The sequence below is a fragment of the Monashia sp. HAY1-5C genome (genome assembly GCF_056755255.1).
Map to the genome: position 1 here is coordinate 1 of NZ_JBPGXG010000115.1, position 15137 is coordinate 15137.

At 71.7% G+C, this 15137-nt stretch carries 12 protein-coding genes and 1 pseudogene; 5 read left to right on the plus strand and 8 right to left on the minus strand.

Annotated features, from left to right (window positions below; translation table 11 throughout):
- The 6 genes from ACR9ZK_RS16120 to ACR9ZK_RS16145 form a co-directional block, all read right to left on the minus strand.
- On the minus strand, positions 1 to 347 hold a 347-nt coding region (locus ACR9ZK_RS16120; protein WP_481342961.1), incomplete at its 3' end, for a PfkB family carbohydrate kinase.
- Positions 347 to 1462: a glycoside hydrolase family 88 protein gene (locus tag ACR9ZK_RS16125; protein ID WP_481342962.1), complete on the minus strand. Its 1116-nt coding sequence runs from the start codon at positions 1460 to 1462 to the stop codon at positions 347 to 349. The genes ACR9ZK_RS16120 and ACR9ZK_RS16125, both read right to left, overlap by 1 nt.
- Positions 1449 to 4190: a hypothetical protein gene (locus ACR9ZK_RS16130; RefSeq protein ID WP_481342963.1), complete on the minus strand. Its 2742-nt coding sequence runs from the start codon at positions 4188 to 4190 to the stop codon at positions 1449 to 1451. The genes ACR9ZK_RS16125 and ACR9ZK_RS16130 overlap by 14 nt, the downstream gene beginning before the upstream one ends.
- A complete protein-coding gene (locus ACR9ZK_RS16135) occupies positions 4187 to 5086 on the minus strand; it encodes a carbohydrate ABC transporter permease (RefSeq protein ID WP_481342964.1) in 900 nt (299 codons plus the stop codon). Before ACR9ZK_RS16135 ends, ACR9ZK_RS16130 begins: the two co-directional genes overlap by 4 nt.
- The gene (locus ACR9ZK_RS16140; RefSeq protein ID WP_481342965.1) at positions 5083 to 6000 is read right to left on the minus strand and encodes a carbohydrate ABC transporter permease; all 918 of its coding nucleotides are present in this window, start codon (positions 5998 to 6000) and stop codon (positions 5083 to 5085) included. Before ACR9ZK_RS16140 ends, ACR9ZK_RS16135 begins: the two co-directional genes overlap by 4 nt.
- Complete coding sequence (locus tag ACR9ZK_RS16145) at positions 5997 to 7298, minus strand: ABC transporter substrate-binding protein (protein ID WP_481342966.1); 1302 nt, start codon at positions 7296 to 7298, stop codon at positions 5997 to 5999. The genes ACR9ZK_RS16140 and ACR9ZK_RS16145 overlap by 4 nt, the downstream gene beginning before the upstream one ends.
- A gap of 161 nt (positions 7299 to 7459) precedes the next feature.
- Here ACR9ZK_RS16145 and kduI point away from each other — a divergent pair, with 161 nt between their 5' ends.
- The 5 genes and pseudogenes from kduI to ACR9ZK_RS16170 all read left to right on the plus strand — a co-directional run bounded on the left by kduI (position 7460) and on the right by ACR9ZK_RS16170 (position 13133).
- Positions 7460 to 8278, plus strand: coding sequence for a 5-dehydro-4-deoxy-D-glucuronate isomerase (kduI, locus tag ACR9ZK_RS16150; protein ID WP_481342967.1), 819 nt, complete (start codon positions 7460 to 7462; stop codon positions 8276 to 8278).
- Complete coding sequence (locus ACR9ZK_RS16155; protein WP_481342968.1) at positions 8275 to 9036, plus strand: SDR family oxidoreductase; 762 nt, start codon at positions 8275 to 8277, stop codon at positions 9034 to 9036. The genes kduI and ACR9ZK_RS16155 overlap by 4 nt, the downstream gene beginning before the upstream one ends.
- Positions 9033 to 9851: an IclR family transcriptional regulator gene (locus ACR9ZK_RS16160; RefSeq protein WP_481342969.1), complete on the plus strand. Its 819-nt coding sequence runs from the start codon at positions 9033 to 9035 to the stop codon at positions 9849 to 9851. Before ACR9ZK_RS16155 ends, ACR9ZK_RS16160 begins: the two co-directional genes overlap by 4 nt.
- A gap of 6 nt (positions 9852 to 9857) precedes the next feature.
- Positions 9858 to 11365 (plus strand): annotated as a pseudogene (gene glpK, locus ACR9ZK_RS16165) (glycerol kinase GlpK).
- A 19-nt stretch (positions 11366 to 11384) separates the two neighbouring features.
- Entirely contained in the window at positions 11385 to 13133 is a 1749-nt protein-coding gene (locus ACR9ZK_RS16170) for a glycerol-3-phosphate dehydrogenase/oxidase (protein ID WP_481342970.1), read from the plus strand.
- Positions 13134 to 13157: 24 nt separating this feature from the next.
- Here ACR9ZK_RS16170 and ACR9ZK_RS16175 read toward each other — a convergent pair whose 3' ends face one another.
- Positions 13158 to 13925 (minus strand): class I SAM-dependent methyltransferase, encoded by a 768-nt coding sequence (locus ACR9ZK_RS16175; protein ID WP_481342971.1) that lies wholly within the window; start codon positions 13923 to 13925, stop codon positions 13158 to 13160.
- Positions 13922 to 14962: a methylenetetrahydrofolate reductase gene (locus ACR9ZK_RS16180; RefSeq protein ID WP_481342972.1), complete on the minus strand. Its 1041-nt coding sequence runs from the start codon at positions 14960 to 14962 to the stop codon at positions 13922 to 13924. Before ACR9ZK_RS16180 ends, ACR9ZK_RS16175 begins: the two co-directional genes overlap by 4 nt.
- Between the last annotated feature and the right edge of the window lie 175 nt (positions 14963 to 15137).

A 15137-nucleotide genomic window follows, 5' to 3' on the forward strand; every position in this document is an offset into this window, starting at 1 on the left:
ACGCGCCGGTAGGTCGTGGCCGCGGACGCGCTCCGGTAGTACCGCATGGTCGTCACCGTCCCCGTGAGGTCCTTGACGTACACGCCCGTGACGCGCTCGGGATCCTCCTCCAGGTACGTCGCGTCGACCCCTGCGTCCTCCAGGGTCCGCCTCAGCCTGCGCCCGAAGGCGTCGGAGCCGACCCTCCCGGCGAAACGCGTGGGGACGCCGAGCCGGGCGAGATGGACGGCGACGTTGAGCTCCGCGCCCCCGGCGGAGACGACGAGCTCGTCAGCCGACTCGAGCGAGGCCCCCGCCGGGGCGACGAGGGAGATCAGCGCCTCGCCGACGCACAGGACGGCGCCCATCACGGGGCCTCCGTCGCCGGACGGCCGCCGGGCGCCGTTCGCCGGGCCTGCAGTGCTGCGGCCACGGCGTGGAGGGCGAGGCCCTGTCCCCACAGCTGCGGCCGGTCGTCGCGGATGACGCTGTAGCCGAAGGGGACGAGCTGCAGCACCGTGCCGGCACTGACACGCGTCAGCGCACCGTCGTCGACGTACGCCAGGGACCCGGCCACGGCGCGCCACCCCGCCGCCCCGACCGCCTCGGACAGCCCCGGCACGACCGTGACCGCACGCAGCATGGCGGCACCGAGCCCCGCCGCCGCGGACGTCTCGAGGATCCCGGCGTTCTCCGCCTGGTCGTCGACGAGCACGCTCCACACGCCGTGCTCGGGCTGGCACGCCGTCAGCGCGTCCAGCTGCCGACCGAGCCGGCCGCGCACGGCGGCGACCGTCCCGGCATCGGCGAGGTGGGGTTCACGGTCCGCGATCTCGAGGTACTCGACCGCCGACAGCGCCATCCAGGCGTTGGCCCGGCCCCAGAAGCACCGCACGGGACGACCCAGGTGGGAGCCGTGGACGAACAACCCGGTCTGCTCGTCCTGGAGGATCTCGGCGTGGGCGAGCCACTGCCGCCCCAGCTCCGACACCAGCGCCGGCTCGCTCCGCGCGACGCCGAGGTGCCCGAGGAACACGCCGCCCATGAACACCGTGTCGGCCCAGACGCCGTCGGGCCAGTGCTCGATGGCACCGTTGGCGGCCCGGGTCACCGCGGGAGAGGCCCGCAGCCACCCGAGCAGGCGGTCCGCGAGCGCGGCGCTCGACGGCCGCCCGTCGAGCACTGCCGCCGTCCCCGGAGCGAGGTGGTTGACGTGGTCCAGGACGACCTCGCCGACGGCCCGCTCGTCGAGCCAGGCCCGCACCCGGGGTGGGAACGGTCGTCCCGCGGCGTCGGCGAAACGGATGAGGCCGAGCAGGCACACGCCCTCGCCCCAGAAGAAGTCGGGCAGCCCGTCGCGCCAGGTGCGCTCCTCGATCTGCTCGCCGAGCCGGACCAGCGCCGCGGCGTCGAGGCGGGGTCCCGCCAGCGGAGGCCGCGGCGCAGCGGCGAGGCGGCTCGAGGTGAGGTCATGCCCGGCCATGACCGGCCCCCCGGGTGTCGAGCAGGGACGCCTCGACGCCACTCTCGGGGTGGGTCCGACGGCCTCGGTCGTAGTCGATGACGAGCCGTTCGCCCTCCCACTCGACCTCGAGCCGGTCCGCGCCGAGAACCTGCCGGCAGGCGGGGTTGTCCAGGTGCGGAGGATCCTGCGGGGTCCCGTCGACCCCGAGGGAGGTGTCGCGTCCGTCGACGACGAACGCGGTGTCCCACCCGAGCTGGAGGGTCCGGCCGTCACGGGACGTCCACGTCACCGTAGGGTTCCTGCGGCTGCTGTCGAAGACCGGGTCACGCAGCGCGGCAACGAAGTCCGCGAAGCTGCCGTCGACCGCTCGACGACCCACTGTCGCGACGTAGGCGGTCCCGTCACCCACCGGCCACCAGCACTGCCACGCCTCGTCGCCCGTGGTCTGGGGGGTGAAGCCCCCGGCCGTGGCGACCGCGACGTAGCCGTCACCGACCCGTCCCACGAGCCAGGGTCCCTGCTGCTGCCACTCGTCGAAGAGGTCAGCGGGGAACCACAGGTGGGTGGTGCCGAACCTGTCGTCGTCGGGGATGCGGTGCAGCACGAGAACGGTGTCCCGGTGCTGGTGGGCACGCGGCAGGACCCGCTGCCCGGCCCAGGCGCTCGGCCGGGCCGACGACCCGATCGTCGATGCCGCAGGATGCGTCGCGAACACCTGGACCTCCGACCCGAGCGTCGCGCCCCAGATGTGCTCTTGCAGGCCCGGGAGCCCGGCGCGGTAGTCCTGCACGCTCGAGAGCATGGCGTCGGGCGTGCGCCACACCCGGAGGTCCGACCCGTACGGGCGGGCGAGCAGGTCATGGTGCAGGCGGTACTCGCCGCGGTAGACCTGCCGGCCGTCCCACCCGTCGGGCTCGGCGCGGGCGACGGACCGGATCACCGGCGGCATCGTGTAGTGGCGAGCCGTGGCGAGGACCGTCGCCGGGAGGACGGCGTCGTTGAGGGCGCCGACTCCCCACAGCAGCACCATGATCGGCGCGGTCTCCTCGAAGCGGGCCGATCGAAGGGTGTGCGTGTACGAGCGACCGTGCGCGGCTGCGTGCACGCCCTGCCACGAGTTCGTGGCCAGGGTCAGCAGGACCTTGTCGAGCAGCGCCTCGGCAAGGAGCCTGAGCTCCTGCGACCTCGCGAGCTCGACAAGCGAGACGAGCGCGAAGCAGTCGATGGCGAGGTAGGCGTTCGAGTCGAACTCGCTGAACCCGCCGGCGAGCTTGCGACGCATCCACTCCTCGGCCAGAGGCGCGGCATGCTCGGCGTGCTCGCGTCCGGTCCAGCCGGAGTTGGTGAACGTCTCGTCGGCGAACATCTCGCCGACGAGGAGCTCGGCGGTGTGCCAGACGAACTGGTGGTTCTCGGTGAAGTAGCACATGGCGTCGAGACCCGGCTGGTCGATCCAGTACTTGAAGCCGGTCAGCGCACGGCGAACCCTGTCGCGGTCGCCGTCGCGCCACGACTCCTCGGGCAGCCGGTGCCACAGGTGCACCAGGCCGACCGCCTCGAAGTCGGCACAGTCGTACCGGGCCCCGATCATGCGCAGCGGTGTCTCGAGGTCGGCCCAGTCGACAGGACGGTCCGGGTCGAGCGCGTGCCGGGCGAGGGCGCGGGCCGACCCCGGCACGGCCGCCGCGCTGTGGCGCAACAGCCGCTCGCGCCAGGCGTCCGGCGTCTCGTCGGGGGCGTCCACCCGGGGGACTTCCGCCAGGGAGGCGACGCGGGCCGTGCGACACACGGGGACGTCGTCGCGGTCGACCCGCAGCGTCAGCTCGGTCTCACCGGTGCTGAGCATCGACGCCGCGCCCTCCGAGTCGGCCCCGTGGGGCTGGGCGAGGTGGAGGACCGCGCTCCCCCCGTCGAGCACGAGCGTCCTGTCGGGCCCTCCGGACACCGAGGCGCGCAGCCTGGCACCACGGGGACCACTGATGCGCGTCGTCCCGTCCCTGCTGGCCCACGGCCCCACCGCGAGGGACTCGAGCAGCTGCTCGGCGCTCCGCGAGGCGTGCTCGTCCGCGCCGGGCGACGGGATGACCACGCGCACCGGGAGCCCGTCGACGCGGACCGACACGATGTGCCGGCACTCCCGGAAGGCCACCTGCCAGGTGGCGACGTGCAGGGTGGTCGTCCCGGACTCGAGACGGACCCGCACGCGGTGGGAGATCGGCTCCATGTAGCTGAACTCGTCCGTGCGCAGCACCGGCGAGCCGTCGACGAACGCCACCACCGGACCCGTGCTCGCGATCTCGAGGTCGCGGTACTCGGCCTGGTCGACCTCGAGCGTCGTGGCGCAGACGGAGTGCCGGTACTCGGGCGTGAAGCAGAACCGGCTCCAGTCGACGAAGCCGTCGGCGCCCGTGTGGACGCGCTGCCACCGTCCCGTCGACGCGGCGTCGGCGTGAGAACGGGTCCACGTGAGCGCACCGCCTTCGACCACGGTCGGCAGCGGCTGGTCGGCCAGTAGCGGGTGGAGCGCGTGCAACCGTCGCTTGAGCGGCGCGACGTCGGGACCGTTCGTCAGCACCCACCTGCCGTCGGGGCCCCACGGGCTCCCCTGCGCGTCGAGGAGCTGCCCGAGATCGTCGCACGGCGCGCTCCAGGCGGGGCTCACGAGCCAGTCCCGGATGAGGCCCCGCTCGTCGAGGGTGTGCACGGTCCGTCCCGGCGGCGTGGCCGGTGGGTCGGTGGGGATCACTTGATGGCACCTTGGGAGAGTCCGGCGATGATCTGCCGCTGCAGCAGCAGGAAGATGACCACGATCGGCACGATGGTGACGACCGAGACGGCGAGGATCTGGTTGAACGGGATGGCCTGCTGGCTGGCGAACCGGGCGATGGCCACCGGGATGGTCTGCTTCGACTCGTCCTGCGCGACGATGAGCGGCCACAGGAAGTCGTTCCAGCGCCAGATCACCGAGAAGATCGCGACGACCGCGAGCGCGGGACGACTGAGCGGCAAGATGATCCGCCAGAAGATGGCCCACTCCCCCGCGCCGTCGACACGTGCCGCCTCGATCATCTCGTCGGGGAGGGTCAGCATGTACTGCCGGAGCAGGAACACGCCAGTGGGCGTCGCGGCCGGCGGGATGATGAGCCCGAGCAGGGAGTTGGTGAGCCCGAGCGAGGAGACGACCTGGTACACCGGCAGGAGGATCACCTGGAGCGGGATCATGATCGTGGCCAGCGTGATGAGGAAGAACACCGTGCGGCCCCGGAAGTTGTACTTGGCCAGGGCGTAGGCCGCCATCGAGTTGATCGCGAGGGTGAGAACGGTGGCCGCCACGGTGACGATCAGGCTGTTCGTCAGGTAGCGGCTGAAGTCGAACGCCTGCAGGCCGCTCGTGTAGTTGTCGACCGTAGGGTTCTGCGGCCACAGCGTCGGTGGCGTCTGCGCCAGCTCCTCGGCGCTCTTGAACGAGGAGAGGGCAGCCCACACCAGTGGGGCGACGACGACCATCGCGCCGGCGACGAGCAGCGTCGTCCGCACGACGGTGCTCGTCGACGGCGGCCGGCCCGACGTCGATGTCCACGCCGACGGCCTCCGCTCGGGAGCGCGCGCCGCGGTGTCGGCGGCGGTGAGGGTGCTCGTCATATCGCATCGCTCCTTCGCCCGAGGACGTAGTTCGCGAACGTCACCGCGAACACCACGACGAAGAGGATCACCGCGGCCGCGCTCGCGAGACCGTACTCGATCGGGTAGCTGAACCCGTTCTCGTAGATGTACTGGACCATCAGGGTCGTGGCGCTAACCGGGCCGCCACCGGTGAGCGTGAAGATGAAGTCGAAGGACTGGAAGCCGGCGATCGTCGCCAGGATGATGACGACCATCAACGTCGGCCGCAGCAGCGGCAGGGTGATGAGGCGGATCGCCTGCCATGGGGTCGTGCCGTCGATCCGGGCCGCCTCGTAGAGCGAGCCGTCGATCGACTGGAGACCCGACATGAGGATCATCGCGTAGAAGCCGAGGTGGATCCACGTCCCCACGATGACGATCGCGACCATCGCCAGACCCGGCTCGACGAGCCAGCCGGGCTGGCCGAGCCCGACGGCCGACAGCGCCTGGTTCACCATGCCGCGCTCCCGGTCGAAGGCCGCCCTCCAGACGATGCCCACGACCACGGGCGAGATGACGATCGGCAGGAAGTAGGCCGCGCTGATGGCGCCGCGCCCCCGACGCTGGGCGTTGATCATCAGCGCGAGGGCCATCGCCAGGACGGTGGAGACGAGGACGAAGCCGACGGTGAAGACCACGGTGTGACGAACCACCGCCCAGAACTCCTCGTCGCTGAGGATCGCCCGGTAGTTCCCCGTCCCGACCGGTTTGAAGGTCCGGCCGTTGCTGCTGTCGTAGAAGCTGAGGTTGAAGCCGTTCGCCGCCGGCCAGATCGTGAAGACCGCGAAGATCAGCATGTTGGGCAGCAGGAACAGGTAGGGCGCGAGCCTGCGGGTGTTGAGTCGCCCTCGTGGCGGCCGTTCCCGGGCAGGAGCGGAAGCGGTGGTCGTCATTTCGCGCCCTGGATGGCCTTGTCGATCTCAGCGGACAGGTTGGTGACCGCGGTGGCCACATCCTGCTGACCGGCGACCACCTTGTCCGTCTCGGCGACCAGCGCCTTGCCCGCGTTCGAGAACGCCGGGTCGAAGCCCGCCGGCCAGGTGTCCTCGGGCGTCTGGCTGATCTGCGAGAGGAATACCTTCATGTCGGCGTCGTGGGTGGGGTAGTCGACACCCTTGTCGGTGAGGTCCTTCCGGGTGGGCAGCCAGAAGGCCGTCTTGTCGATCTCGGCCTGGTTCTCGGCCCGGTTCATCCACTGGACGAAGGCCGCCGCGAGGACCGGCTCCTTGCTGTTCTTGAACGCCACCATGAACTTGCCTCCGGGGAAGCCGCCGCAGCGCTCCTCGCACGGGTTGGGCACGGCGGCCCAGCTGAACTTCGCACTCGCGGCGAAGGCGCCGACCTGCCACGGGCCGGAGAGGTAGACCGGGACCTGCTTGGCCAGGAAGATCTCGTTGGCACCCGAGTACTTGCTCCCCGAACCCAGCCAGAAGTCCTTCGGCGAGGCGTTGCTCTTGACCAGGTCGGTGAAGAACGTCAGCGCCTTGGTGGCCTTCGCCTTGTCCAGGGCGTTCGTGCCGCCCTTGCCGATCATGACGGTGCCGTACTGGCTCAGCACCGTGCTGAGGCGGTTGCCGGACTTGTCGATGGCGACGGCGTAGGGCATCTGGTTCGCCGCGGCCACCTTCTTGGCCGAGCTCACGAGCTCGTCCCAGGTCCACTTGGCCGGTACGGCGACGCCGGCCTTCTTGAAGGCGTCCACATTGATGAAGGGCCCGTTTACCGTGGCGTCGCTCGGCACGGCGTACATGTGACCTGCGGCGTCCTGGGCGGTGCCGGCGGCGCCGGTGGAGAACTCCGACGCGTAGTCGCTGCCGAAGTACTGCTTGAAGTCGACGGCATCGTCCAGGTAGGGGTGCCAGTCGGCGACTCGCGCGACCTCGGGGGCGTTGCCGCCCGACAACCGCGCCTGCAGCGAGGTGTTGATGTCGGCGAACGGGACGATCTGCAGGTTGACCTTCGCCCCGGTCTCCTGCTCGAACTTCGCGATCGCGTCCCTCGTCGCCTTCTCGTCAGGCCCGTCCGTGAAGTACACGTACGTGAGGGTCTTGCCCTTGAAGCTCTTGAAGTCCACCGTCGCGGGGGCGCTCTGCCCGCCGGAGGAGCTCTCCGCGGTTCCGGGCGCACACGCCGCCAACGTGACCGCCAGCGCCACACACGCCAGGCCTCCGATCGTGGTCTGGGCTCGCATCTGTCCTCCACCTCTCTGTGGATGTCTCTCGGGGCCGTCCGAGCCGCTGCCGTTGGCTCTGGCGCACTCCACTGGTCACGTGCATACTGGTGCCTATTCCGCTGGAAGGGAAGTACTTCCCGTCAGGCGGGAAGCCATCCGGACTCCCGAAGGAAGCGCACATGACTGACGTAAGGCTGGCCACCCACCCGTCCGAGCTCGACGCGATGACGACATCGGACCTGCGTGGCCGGTTCCTCGTGGAGGACCTCTTCGCCCCGGGCGAGGTGCGCTTCTGCCTGAGCCACTCCGACCGGGTGCTGATCGGCGGTGCGGTGCCCGACGGCAACGTGCTGACCGTCACCGCGCCGGACGAGATCCGTGCGCAGAACCTCTGCGACCGGCGCGAGCTCGGCGTGGTGTGCCTCACCGGCTCGGGCGCGGTCGTCACCGACGGCACGACCCACGAGCTGGACGCCGAGGACATCCTCTACGTCGGCGCGGGGACAGGCACCGTCGAGCTCTCCGGAGCGGCGACGTTCTACCTCGTCTCCGTACCGGCCCACCGCCCCCTTCCCACCACGTTCGTGCCGCGCGAGGAGGCCGACACCGTGGAGGTCGGCGACGACGCGGCAGCAAGTCGTCGCACCATCCGCAAGTACGTCGCGGGCGGCCGGGTCGAGTCCTGCGAGCTGGCCATCGGCATCACGACGCTCGAGCCGGGCAGCGTGTGGAACACCATGCCGTGCCACACCCACGACCGGCGCACCGAGATCTACCTGTACTTCGGCCTGCCCTCGAGTGAGCGCGTCGTCCACCTGTGCGGTCGGCCGCAGAGCACGCGCAGCATCGTCGTCGCGGACCAGCAGGCGGTCATCAGCCCGCCCTGGTCGGTGCACTTCGGGGCGGGCACCGCGCCGTACAAGTTCGTCTGGGCGACCGGAGGGGAGAACCTCGCCTACGACGACATGGACCCGGTGGCCACGGAGGCCCTCTCGTGATCGAGTCGATGTTCGGGCTCTCGGGGAAGGCGGCCCTCGTCACCGGCGCCGGTCGAGGGATCGGGGCGGCCGTCGCGAGAGGGCTCGCCGCGGCAGGCGCCGACGTGATCCTCTGGGGCCGTAGCGAGTCCGGCCTGCGTGAGACGGCCGACGCGTGCTCGCAGCTGGGTCGGAAGGTGACCACCGTCTCCGGGGACCTGTCGGACCCCCGCGCAACGGCGACCACCGCGCGCGAGCTGGCCGCGGAGCAGCGCATCGACATCCTCGTGAACAACGCCGGGACCATCTCGCGGGCCCCCGCCCTCGACGTGGACTACGCGGACTGGCGCGCCGTCCTCGCCACCAACCTCGACTCGGCCTTCGTGCTGGCCCAGGTCGTCGGCGCCGGCATGGTCGAGCGCGGGGCGGGCTCGGTGATCAGCACCGCGTCGCTGCTGTCCTTCCAGGGCGGGATCAACGTGCCGTCCTACACCGCGAGCAAGCACGCCCTCGTCGGCCTGACCAAGGCCCTCGCCAACGAGTGGGCCGACCGCGGGGTGACCGTGAACGCGGTGGCGCCCGGGTACGTCAGCACCGACAACACCACCGCCCTGCGCGAGGACCCCGAGCGTGAGCACGCCATCCGCTCCAGGATCCCGGCGGGGCGGTGGGGGACGCCGGACGACGTCGTGGGAGCCGTCGTGTTCCTCGCCGGTCCGTCGGCGAGGTACGTCACGGGCCACACGCTCGTCGTCGACGGCGGGTGGTTGGCGAGATGACCGGGCCACGCGCAGGCGCGGTGCCCGGAGCGTCGGCCGTCGACCGGACGGGTGCGGTCGCCAAGGTCGTCCGCGTCGTGGAGGCCCTCACCGAGCACTCCGGGGTCTCCGAGATCAGCAGGTCCACGGGCCTGTCGACCTCCACGGTGCACCGCATCATCCAGGAGCTCGTGGCCCTCGGATGGGTCCGCGGCGACGGCGAGCACGGCTACCTGCCGGGCGTGGGGCTGCTGACCATCGCCGCCAGAGCGGACTTCGAGGCAGGCATGCCCCTCGTCGAGCCGATTCTCAAGGGGCTCAGGGACGCCACGACACACACCGTCCACTTCGCCCTGCGCCAGGGGGATCTCGCGGTCTACGTGGCCAAGATCGAGGGTCTTCGCGCGTACGAGATGCGCAGCCGCGTGGGGCTGGCCATCCCGCTGCACAGCACCGGCATCGGCAAGGCGCTGCTCGCCGGACTGCCGGAGTCGGAGGTCCGTGCGCTGCTCGAGCGCTCCGGCATGCCCCCGATGACGCCGAGGACCATCACCGACCCGGACGCCATGATCCAGCACCTGCACTCGGTCTCCCGGCGCGGCTACGCGATCGACGACGAGGAGAACGAGGAGCACACCCGATGCATCGCAGCCGTGGTGCGCGACCACCGAGGTGCCGCGATCGGTGGGATCAGCATGTCCGCCATGGCCTTCGAGATCGACGAGAAGCGAGCCCAGCAGCTCGCCCCGCTCGTCATGGCCGCGGCACGCAACGTCTCCCAGGCGCTCGGACACCGCGGCGCCGGTGACCTGCCCGGCGCCCAGCGCACGAGGTAGCCGGCGATGGCGGAGTTCGTCGGTGCGATCGACCAGGGCACGACCAGCACGAGGTTCATGGTCTTCGACCATGCGGGACGGGTCGTGGCCTCGCATCGGGCCGAGCACGGACAGCACATGCCACGGCCCGGCTGGATCGAGCACGACCCCGTCGAGCTCTGGCGCGACACGCGGACGACCATCGAGGTGGCGCTCGAGGGCGCCGGCCTGACGGCCACCGACCTTGCCGCCGTCGGGATCACCAACCAGCGGGAGACCACGCTCGTCTGGGACCGACTGACGGGCAAGCCTTTTCACAACGCCATCGTCTGGCAGGACACCCGCACCGACCGTATCGCCGCCGAGCTGCTGCGTGACGGCCGCGGTGACGTCATCCGGGAGCGCACCGGCCTGCCGCCGTCGGCGTACTTCTCGGGGGGCAAGCTCCAGTGGCTGCTCGAGAACGTCGACGGCCTCCGCGCCGCGGCCGAGTCCGGGCGAGCCCTGTTCGGGACGGTCGACACCTGGCTGGTGTGGAACCTGACCGGCGGACCTTCGAGCGGGTCACACGTCACCGACCCCACCAACGCGAGCCGCACCATGCTCATGGACCTTCGGACCCTCGACTGGGACGAGGAGCTGCTGGGCTTCTTCGGCGTGCCGCGACGCATGCTGCCCGAGATCCGCCCGTCCGCAGACCCGGCCCACCACGGCACCACGTGCGTGGACGGGCCCTTCCGTGGTGCCGTCCCTGTGGCCGGAGTCCTCGGGGACCAGCAGGCCGCAGCCGTGGGCCAGCTGTGCTTCGACCCGGGCGACGCGAAGAACACGTACGGCACCGGGAACTTCCTCCTGCTCAACACCGGCCGCGAGATCGTCCGCTCCGTGCACGGTCTGGTCACGACCGTCGCCTACCAGCTGGGTGGCGATGCCCCCGTCTACGCGCTCGAGGGCTCCGTGGCGGTGACCGGCTCTGCCATCCAGTGGCTCCGGGACCAGCTGGGCATCATCGGCGACGCCGCCGAGACCGAAGCCCTGGCCGGCAGCACGGCGGGACGGACGGGCTGTACTTCGTCCCCGCCTTCTCGGGCCTCTTCGCCCCGCACTGGCGACCGGACGCCCGGGGCGCCATCGTCGGGCTGTCCCGGTTCCACACCCGCGCCCACCTGGCCCGCGCTGCGCTCGAGTCCATCTGCTACCAGTCCAGGGACGTCGTCGCGGCGATGGAGCAGGACAGCGGGATCACCCTCGGCACGCTGCGGGTCGACGGCGGCGTCACCGCCAACAGTTTCGCCATGCAGGCCCAGGCCGACATCCTCGGGATCCCGGTGACCCGTCCTGCCGTCGCCGAGACCACCGCGCTGGGTGCGGCCTACGCCGCCGGCCTGGCGACGGGCTTCTGGTCGGGGACCGACGAGCTCAGGGCGAACCGCCAGGAGTCCCGGTGCTGGCTGCCGACCTGGACCGCGGAGGAGCGGGCCGACGGATACCGCCTCTGGCACAAGGCCGTTCAACGAACGCTCGACTGGGTCTGAGCGCGACGAGGAGAAGATGATGCAGTCTGAGAACGCAGCGCTCGGGCCCCGGCAGCGGCGTGATGCGCTGGCCCGGCTGGCCGTGCAGGAGTTCGACGTCGCCGTGGTGGGAGCCGGTGTCGTCGGGGCGGGGATAGCCCTGGACGCCGCCACCCGCGGGCTGTCCGTCGCGCTGCTCGAGGCCCGCGACTACGCGTCGGGCACCTCCAGCCGGTCGAGCAAGCTCATCCACGGCGGGCTGCGGTATCTCGAGCAGCTCGAGCTCGGCCTGGTCCGTGAGGCGCTGAGGGAACGGTCCCTCATCCTCAACCGGCTGGCGCCCCACCTCGCTCGCCCCGTCCCGTTCCTCTACCCCCTCCGGCACCGGGCGTGGGAGCGCGTGTACGTCGGCAGCGGCGTGGCGCTCTACGACGTGCTCGGTGGCCGGCACGGCGTCCCGTCCCACCGGCACCTGACGCGCGCCGGCGCCCGGGCCCTGTTCCCGTCGCTGCGTCGGGACGCCCTGGTCGGAGCCGTCCGCTACCACGACGGGCAGGTCGACGACGCACGCCTCACGATGATGCTGGCGCGCACCGCCCACCAGTACGGCGCGGTCTGTGCGCCGAGCACCCGGGTCACCGGCTTCCGGCGCGACGGAGACCGGGTCACCGGCGTCGTCGTGAGCGACCTCGAGGGCGGCGGACGGATCGAGGTCCGTGCCGAGCACACGATCAACGCCGCCGGTGTCTGGACCGACGAGATCCAGCAGATCGTCGGAGGGCGAGGACAGCTCCGCGTCCGCGCGTCCAAGGGCATCCATCTCGTCGTGCCGCGTGACCGCATCGACGCCACGGTCGGCCTCATCAGCCGCACCGAGAAGAGCGTGCTGTTCGTGATCCCCTGGGAGAACCACTGGATCATCGGGACGACCGACACCGACTGGGACCTCGACCTCGCGCATCCCGCAGCGAGCCGGTCGGACATCGACTACCTCCTGGACCAGGTCAACCGGCTCCTGACGACCCCCCTGACGCACGACGACATCCAGGGCGTGTACGCCGGCCTGCGCCCCCTGCTGCAGGGCGAGTCGGACGCGACCAGCCAGCTGTCCCGGGAGCATGCGGTGGTCACCCCGGTCGACGGCCTGACCATGGTCGCCGGGGGGAAGTACACCACCTACCGCGTCATGGCCAAGGACGCCCTCGACGCTGCCCTGCGCCCCCTCGGGCCGGCGGTCCCCGCCTGCGTCACCGAACAGGTCCCGGTCATCGGCGCCGACGGCTTTGCGGCCCTGTGGAACTCACGGCATCGCCTGGCCGCACAGTCGGGCCAGCACGTGGCGCGGATCGAGCACCTGCTGCACCGCTACGGGACGCTGGTCCACGAGCTGCTCCGGCTCGTCGCGGACCAGCCCTCGCTCGGCCGTCCTCTGGAGGGTGCGCCGGACTACCTGGCCGTCGAGGCCCACTACGGCGCGAGCCACGAGGGCGCCCTGCACCTCGACGACCTGCTCGCTCGACGGATGCGCATCAGCATCGAGACGTTCGACCGTGGACTCGACGCGGCACCCGAGGTCGCGCGGATCGTCGCGCCCGTCCTCGGCTGGTCCGACGACGACATCGCCCGCGAGATCGAGCACTACAGAGCACGTGTCCTTGCGGAACGGGAGTCGCAGCAACAGCCGGACGACCACACCGCTGACGCCGCCCGCCTCGGCGCCCCCGACGTGCGCCTGACCGTGGGGCGCCTCGGGCAGGCCGGCCCGGCCCTCTCGCGGGGTCCACGCTGAGGCGGCCGCCCCTGCCGGCCGGAGTCAGGCCGGCTGGGTCACCAGCATCCGCCCGCGCACCTCGCCGGCCGCGAGCAGCGAGCCCATCCGGCTCGACTGCTCCTCGGAGGCCTGCCAGCGGGGGTCGCCCCCGTGGCGGCGTTCGAGCTCGGCCTGGACGGTCGCCGTCGCCTCCTCCCAGTCAGCGGGGAGCGCGGCGAAGTCGTCGGTCCACCCACTGGCCACCACCCGGAGCGACGCTCGGTCGAGCAGCTCGTCGAGGGCCTCGACGGTGGGAAACGTGTTGCCCTCCGGCGGTTCCAGGCCGAGGTCTCCGGGGTGGGCGGCGCAGTAGACGACCAGACCGAAGCGCGCCTCGCGCCGCAGCACCCGCCGGATCTCGGCCAGGTACGCCGGCTGGTCGTCCACCGTGCACAGCACGCCGAGACTCCACCCGGTCCCGATGACGCCGCTCGCGATCGGCAGCCGGCTGCCTGCCTGGATCGCCGGTAGGCCGAACAGGGACCGGGCCGCCCGACAGGCTCCCGGCTCGGGGTCGGTGAGCACGGGACGGACGCCGGTCTCCCGCGCCGCGAAGGCGGCCGGTCCACCCACGCCGGCCCCGCAGTCCAGGAAGACCTCGTCGGGTTCGGGCCGCAGGTGGCCCAGCAGCCAGCGCAGGGCACCGGGACTGCCACTGCCGCGACAGCCGGCGGGGATGCGGTGGGCGGGGTCCAGCCCCGCGACGACGTCCGCGGTCCACGCCGCGACGGTGTCGAACTCGGCGTCCATCGAGTCGGCGGAGTCGCTCACCCCCGGACTCCCTTCGCCGTTCGGACCCGTCGTCCGATCTCGGCCTGGATCTCGGCGGCGGCCTGCACGCCGTGGGCCGATGCGAGCCCGGAAAGGTTCACCCCGGCGACGCCCGGCAGCCCCAGCAGGTTGACGGCCTCGTCCACGGCCGCCGCGATGCCGGCCTCGACGGGGTCGTCGGCCGTCAGCACCTTCTCCAGGCGTTCCGGTGCGATCTGCAGGCCGGGCAGGGCCGCGAGCACGGCCGCGGAGCGGTGGTCGGTGAACACGACGACCGAGGCGATCACCGGCATGCGCAGCCCGGCCGCCTGAGCCGCGTCGAGGAACCGGCGGAGCTCCGTCGCCGTGGCCACGTGGTTCAGGACACCCACGCGCGCACCGACCCGCTGCTTGTGCACCAGCCTCAGGGGCCGCAGGTCCACGGGGCGGGCCGCAGGCGTCTCCGCAACCGCCGCGCACAGCCCCGACGAGGCGGCCAGGGCGGCCAGCCGGGTGCCGTCGAGGTCGAAGATCTGGGTCACGTCGGGGCGGACGTCGAACGCCCGGCCGTCGCCGGTCACGCACAGGACCGTGGCCAGCCGGTCCAGGGCGAGGGCGTGCAGCTCCTGCTCGAGGCTGACGCGGTTGCGGTCCCGGCAGGCCAGGGTCACCCAGGGCACGACGCCGGCGTCGGCGATCAGACGGGCCAGCGTGCTCGGCGGGAAGTCGGGGCGGTCCTGGTGCTCGCCGACCAGGACGGCGTCGCAGCTCGGCGCGAGCAGCCGGGCCGTCGAGCGCAGCGTGTGCGCGTCGGCCGGTGGCACGCTCAGGTCGGTGAGGACCATCGGCACCCGCAACGCGTCGGGCGGGTCCGGGGAACGGTCGAGGGATGCTGCGCCCAGGCCGACGACGAGGTCGTCCGAGGGGTCGGTCAGCCGGTCGAACACGCACGGCGCCGCGACCATCTCGCAGTCACCGTCGGTCCGGACACCGCCGCAGGGCCCGTACACCATCCGCTTGGGGCAGCCGGGGGCCGGCCGCTGAGACGTCAGCTGCACGCCTCACAGACTGTCAGGTCGATGCCGACACGGCGGCGGCAGCATGGGACGACGGCCCGGAAGGGTTGCCGAACAAGCGCGCGAGCGGCGCGCGGTGCGGGGTCCTGACGCGTGCGTGCGTCAGGACCTGTCTCTTATACACATCTCCGAGCCCACGAGACGGAGCTACAGTTGG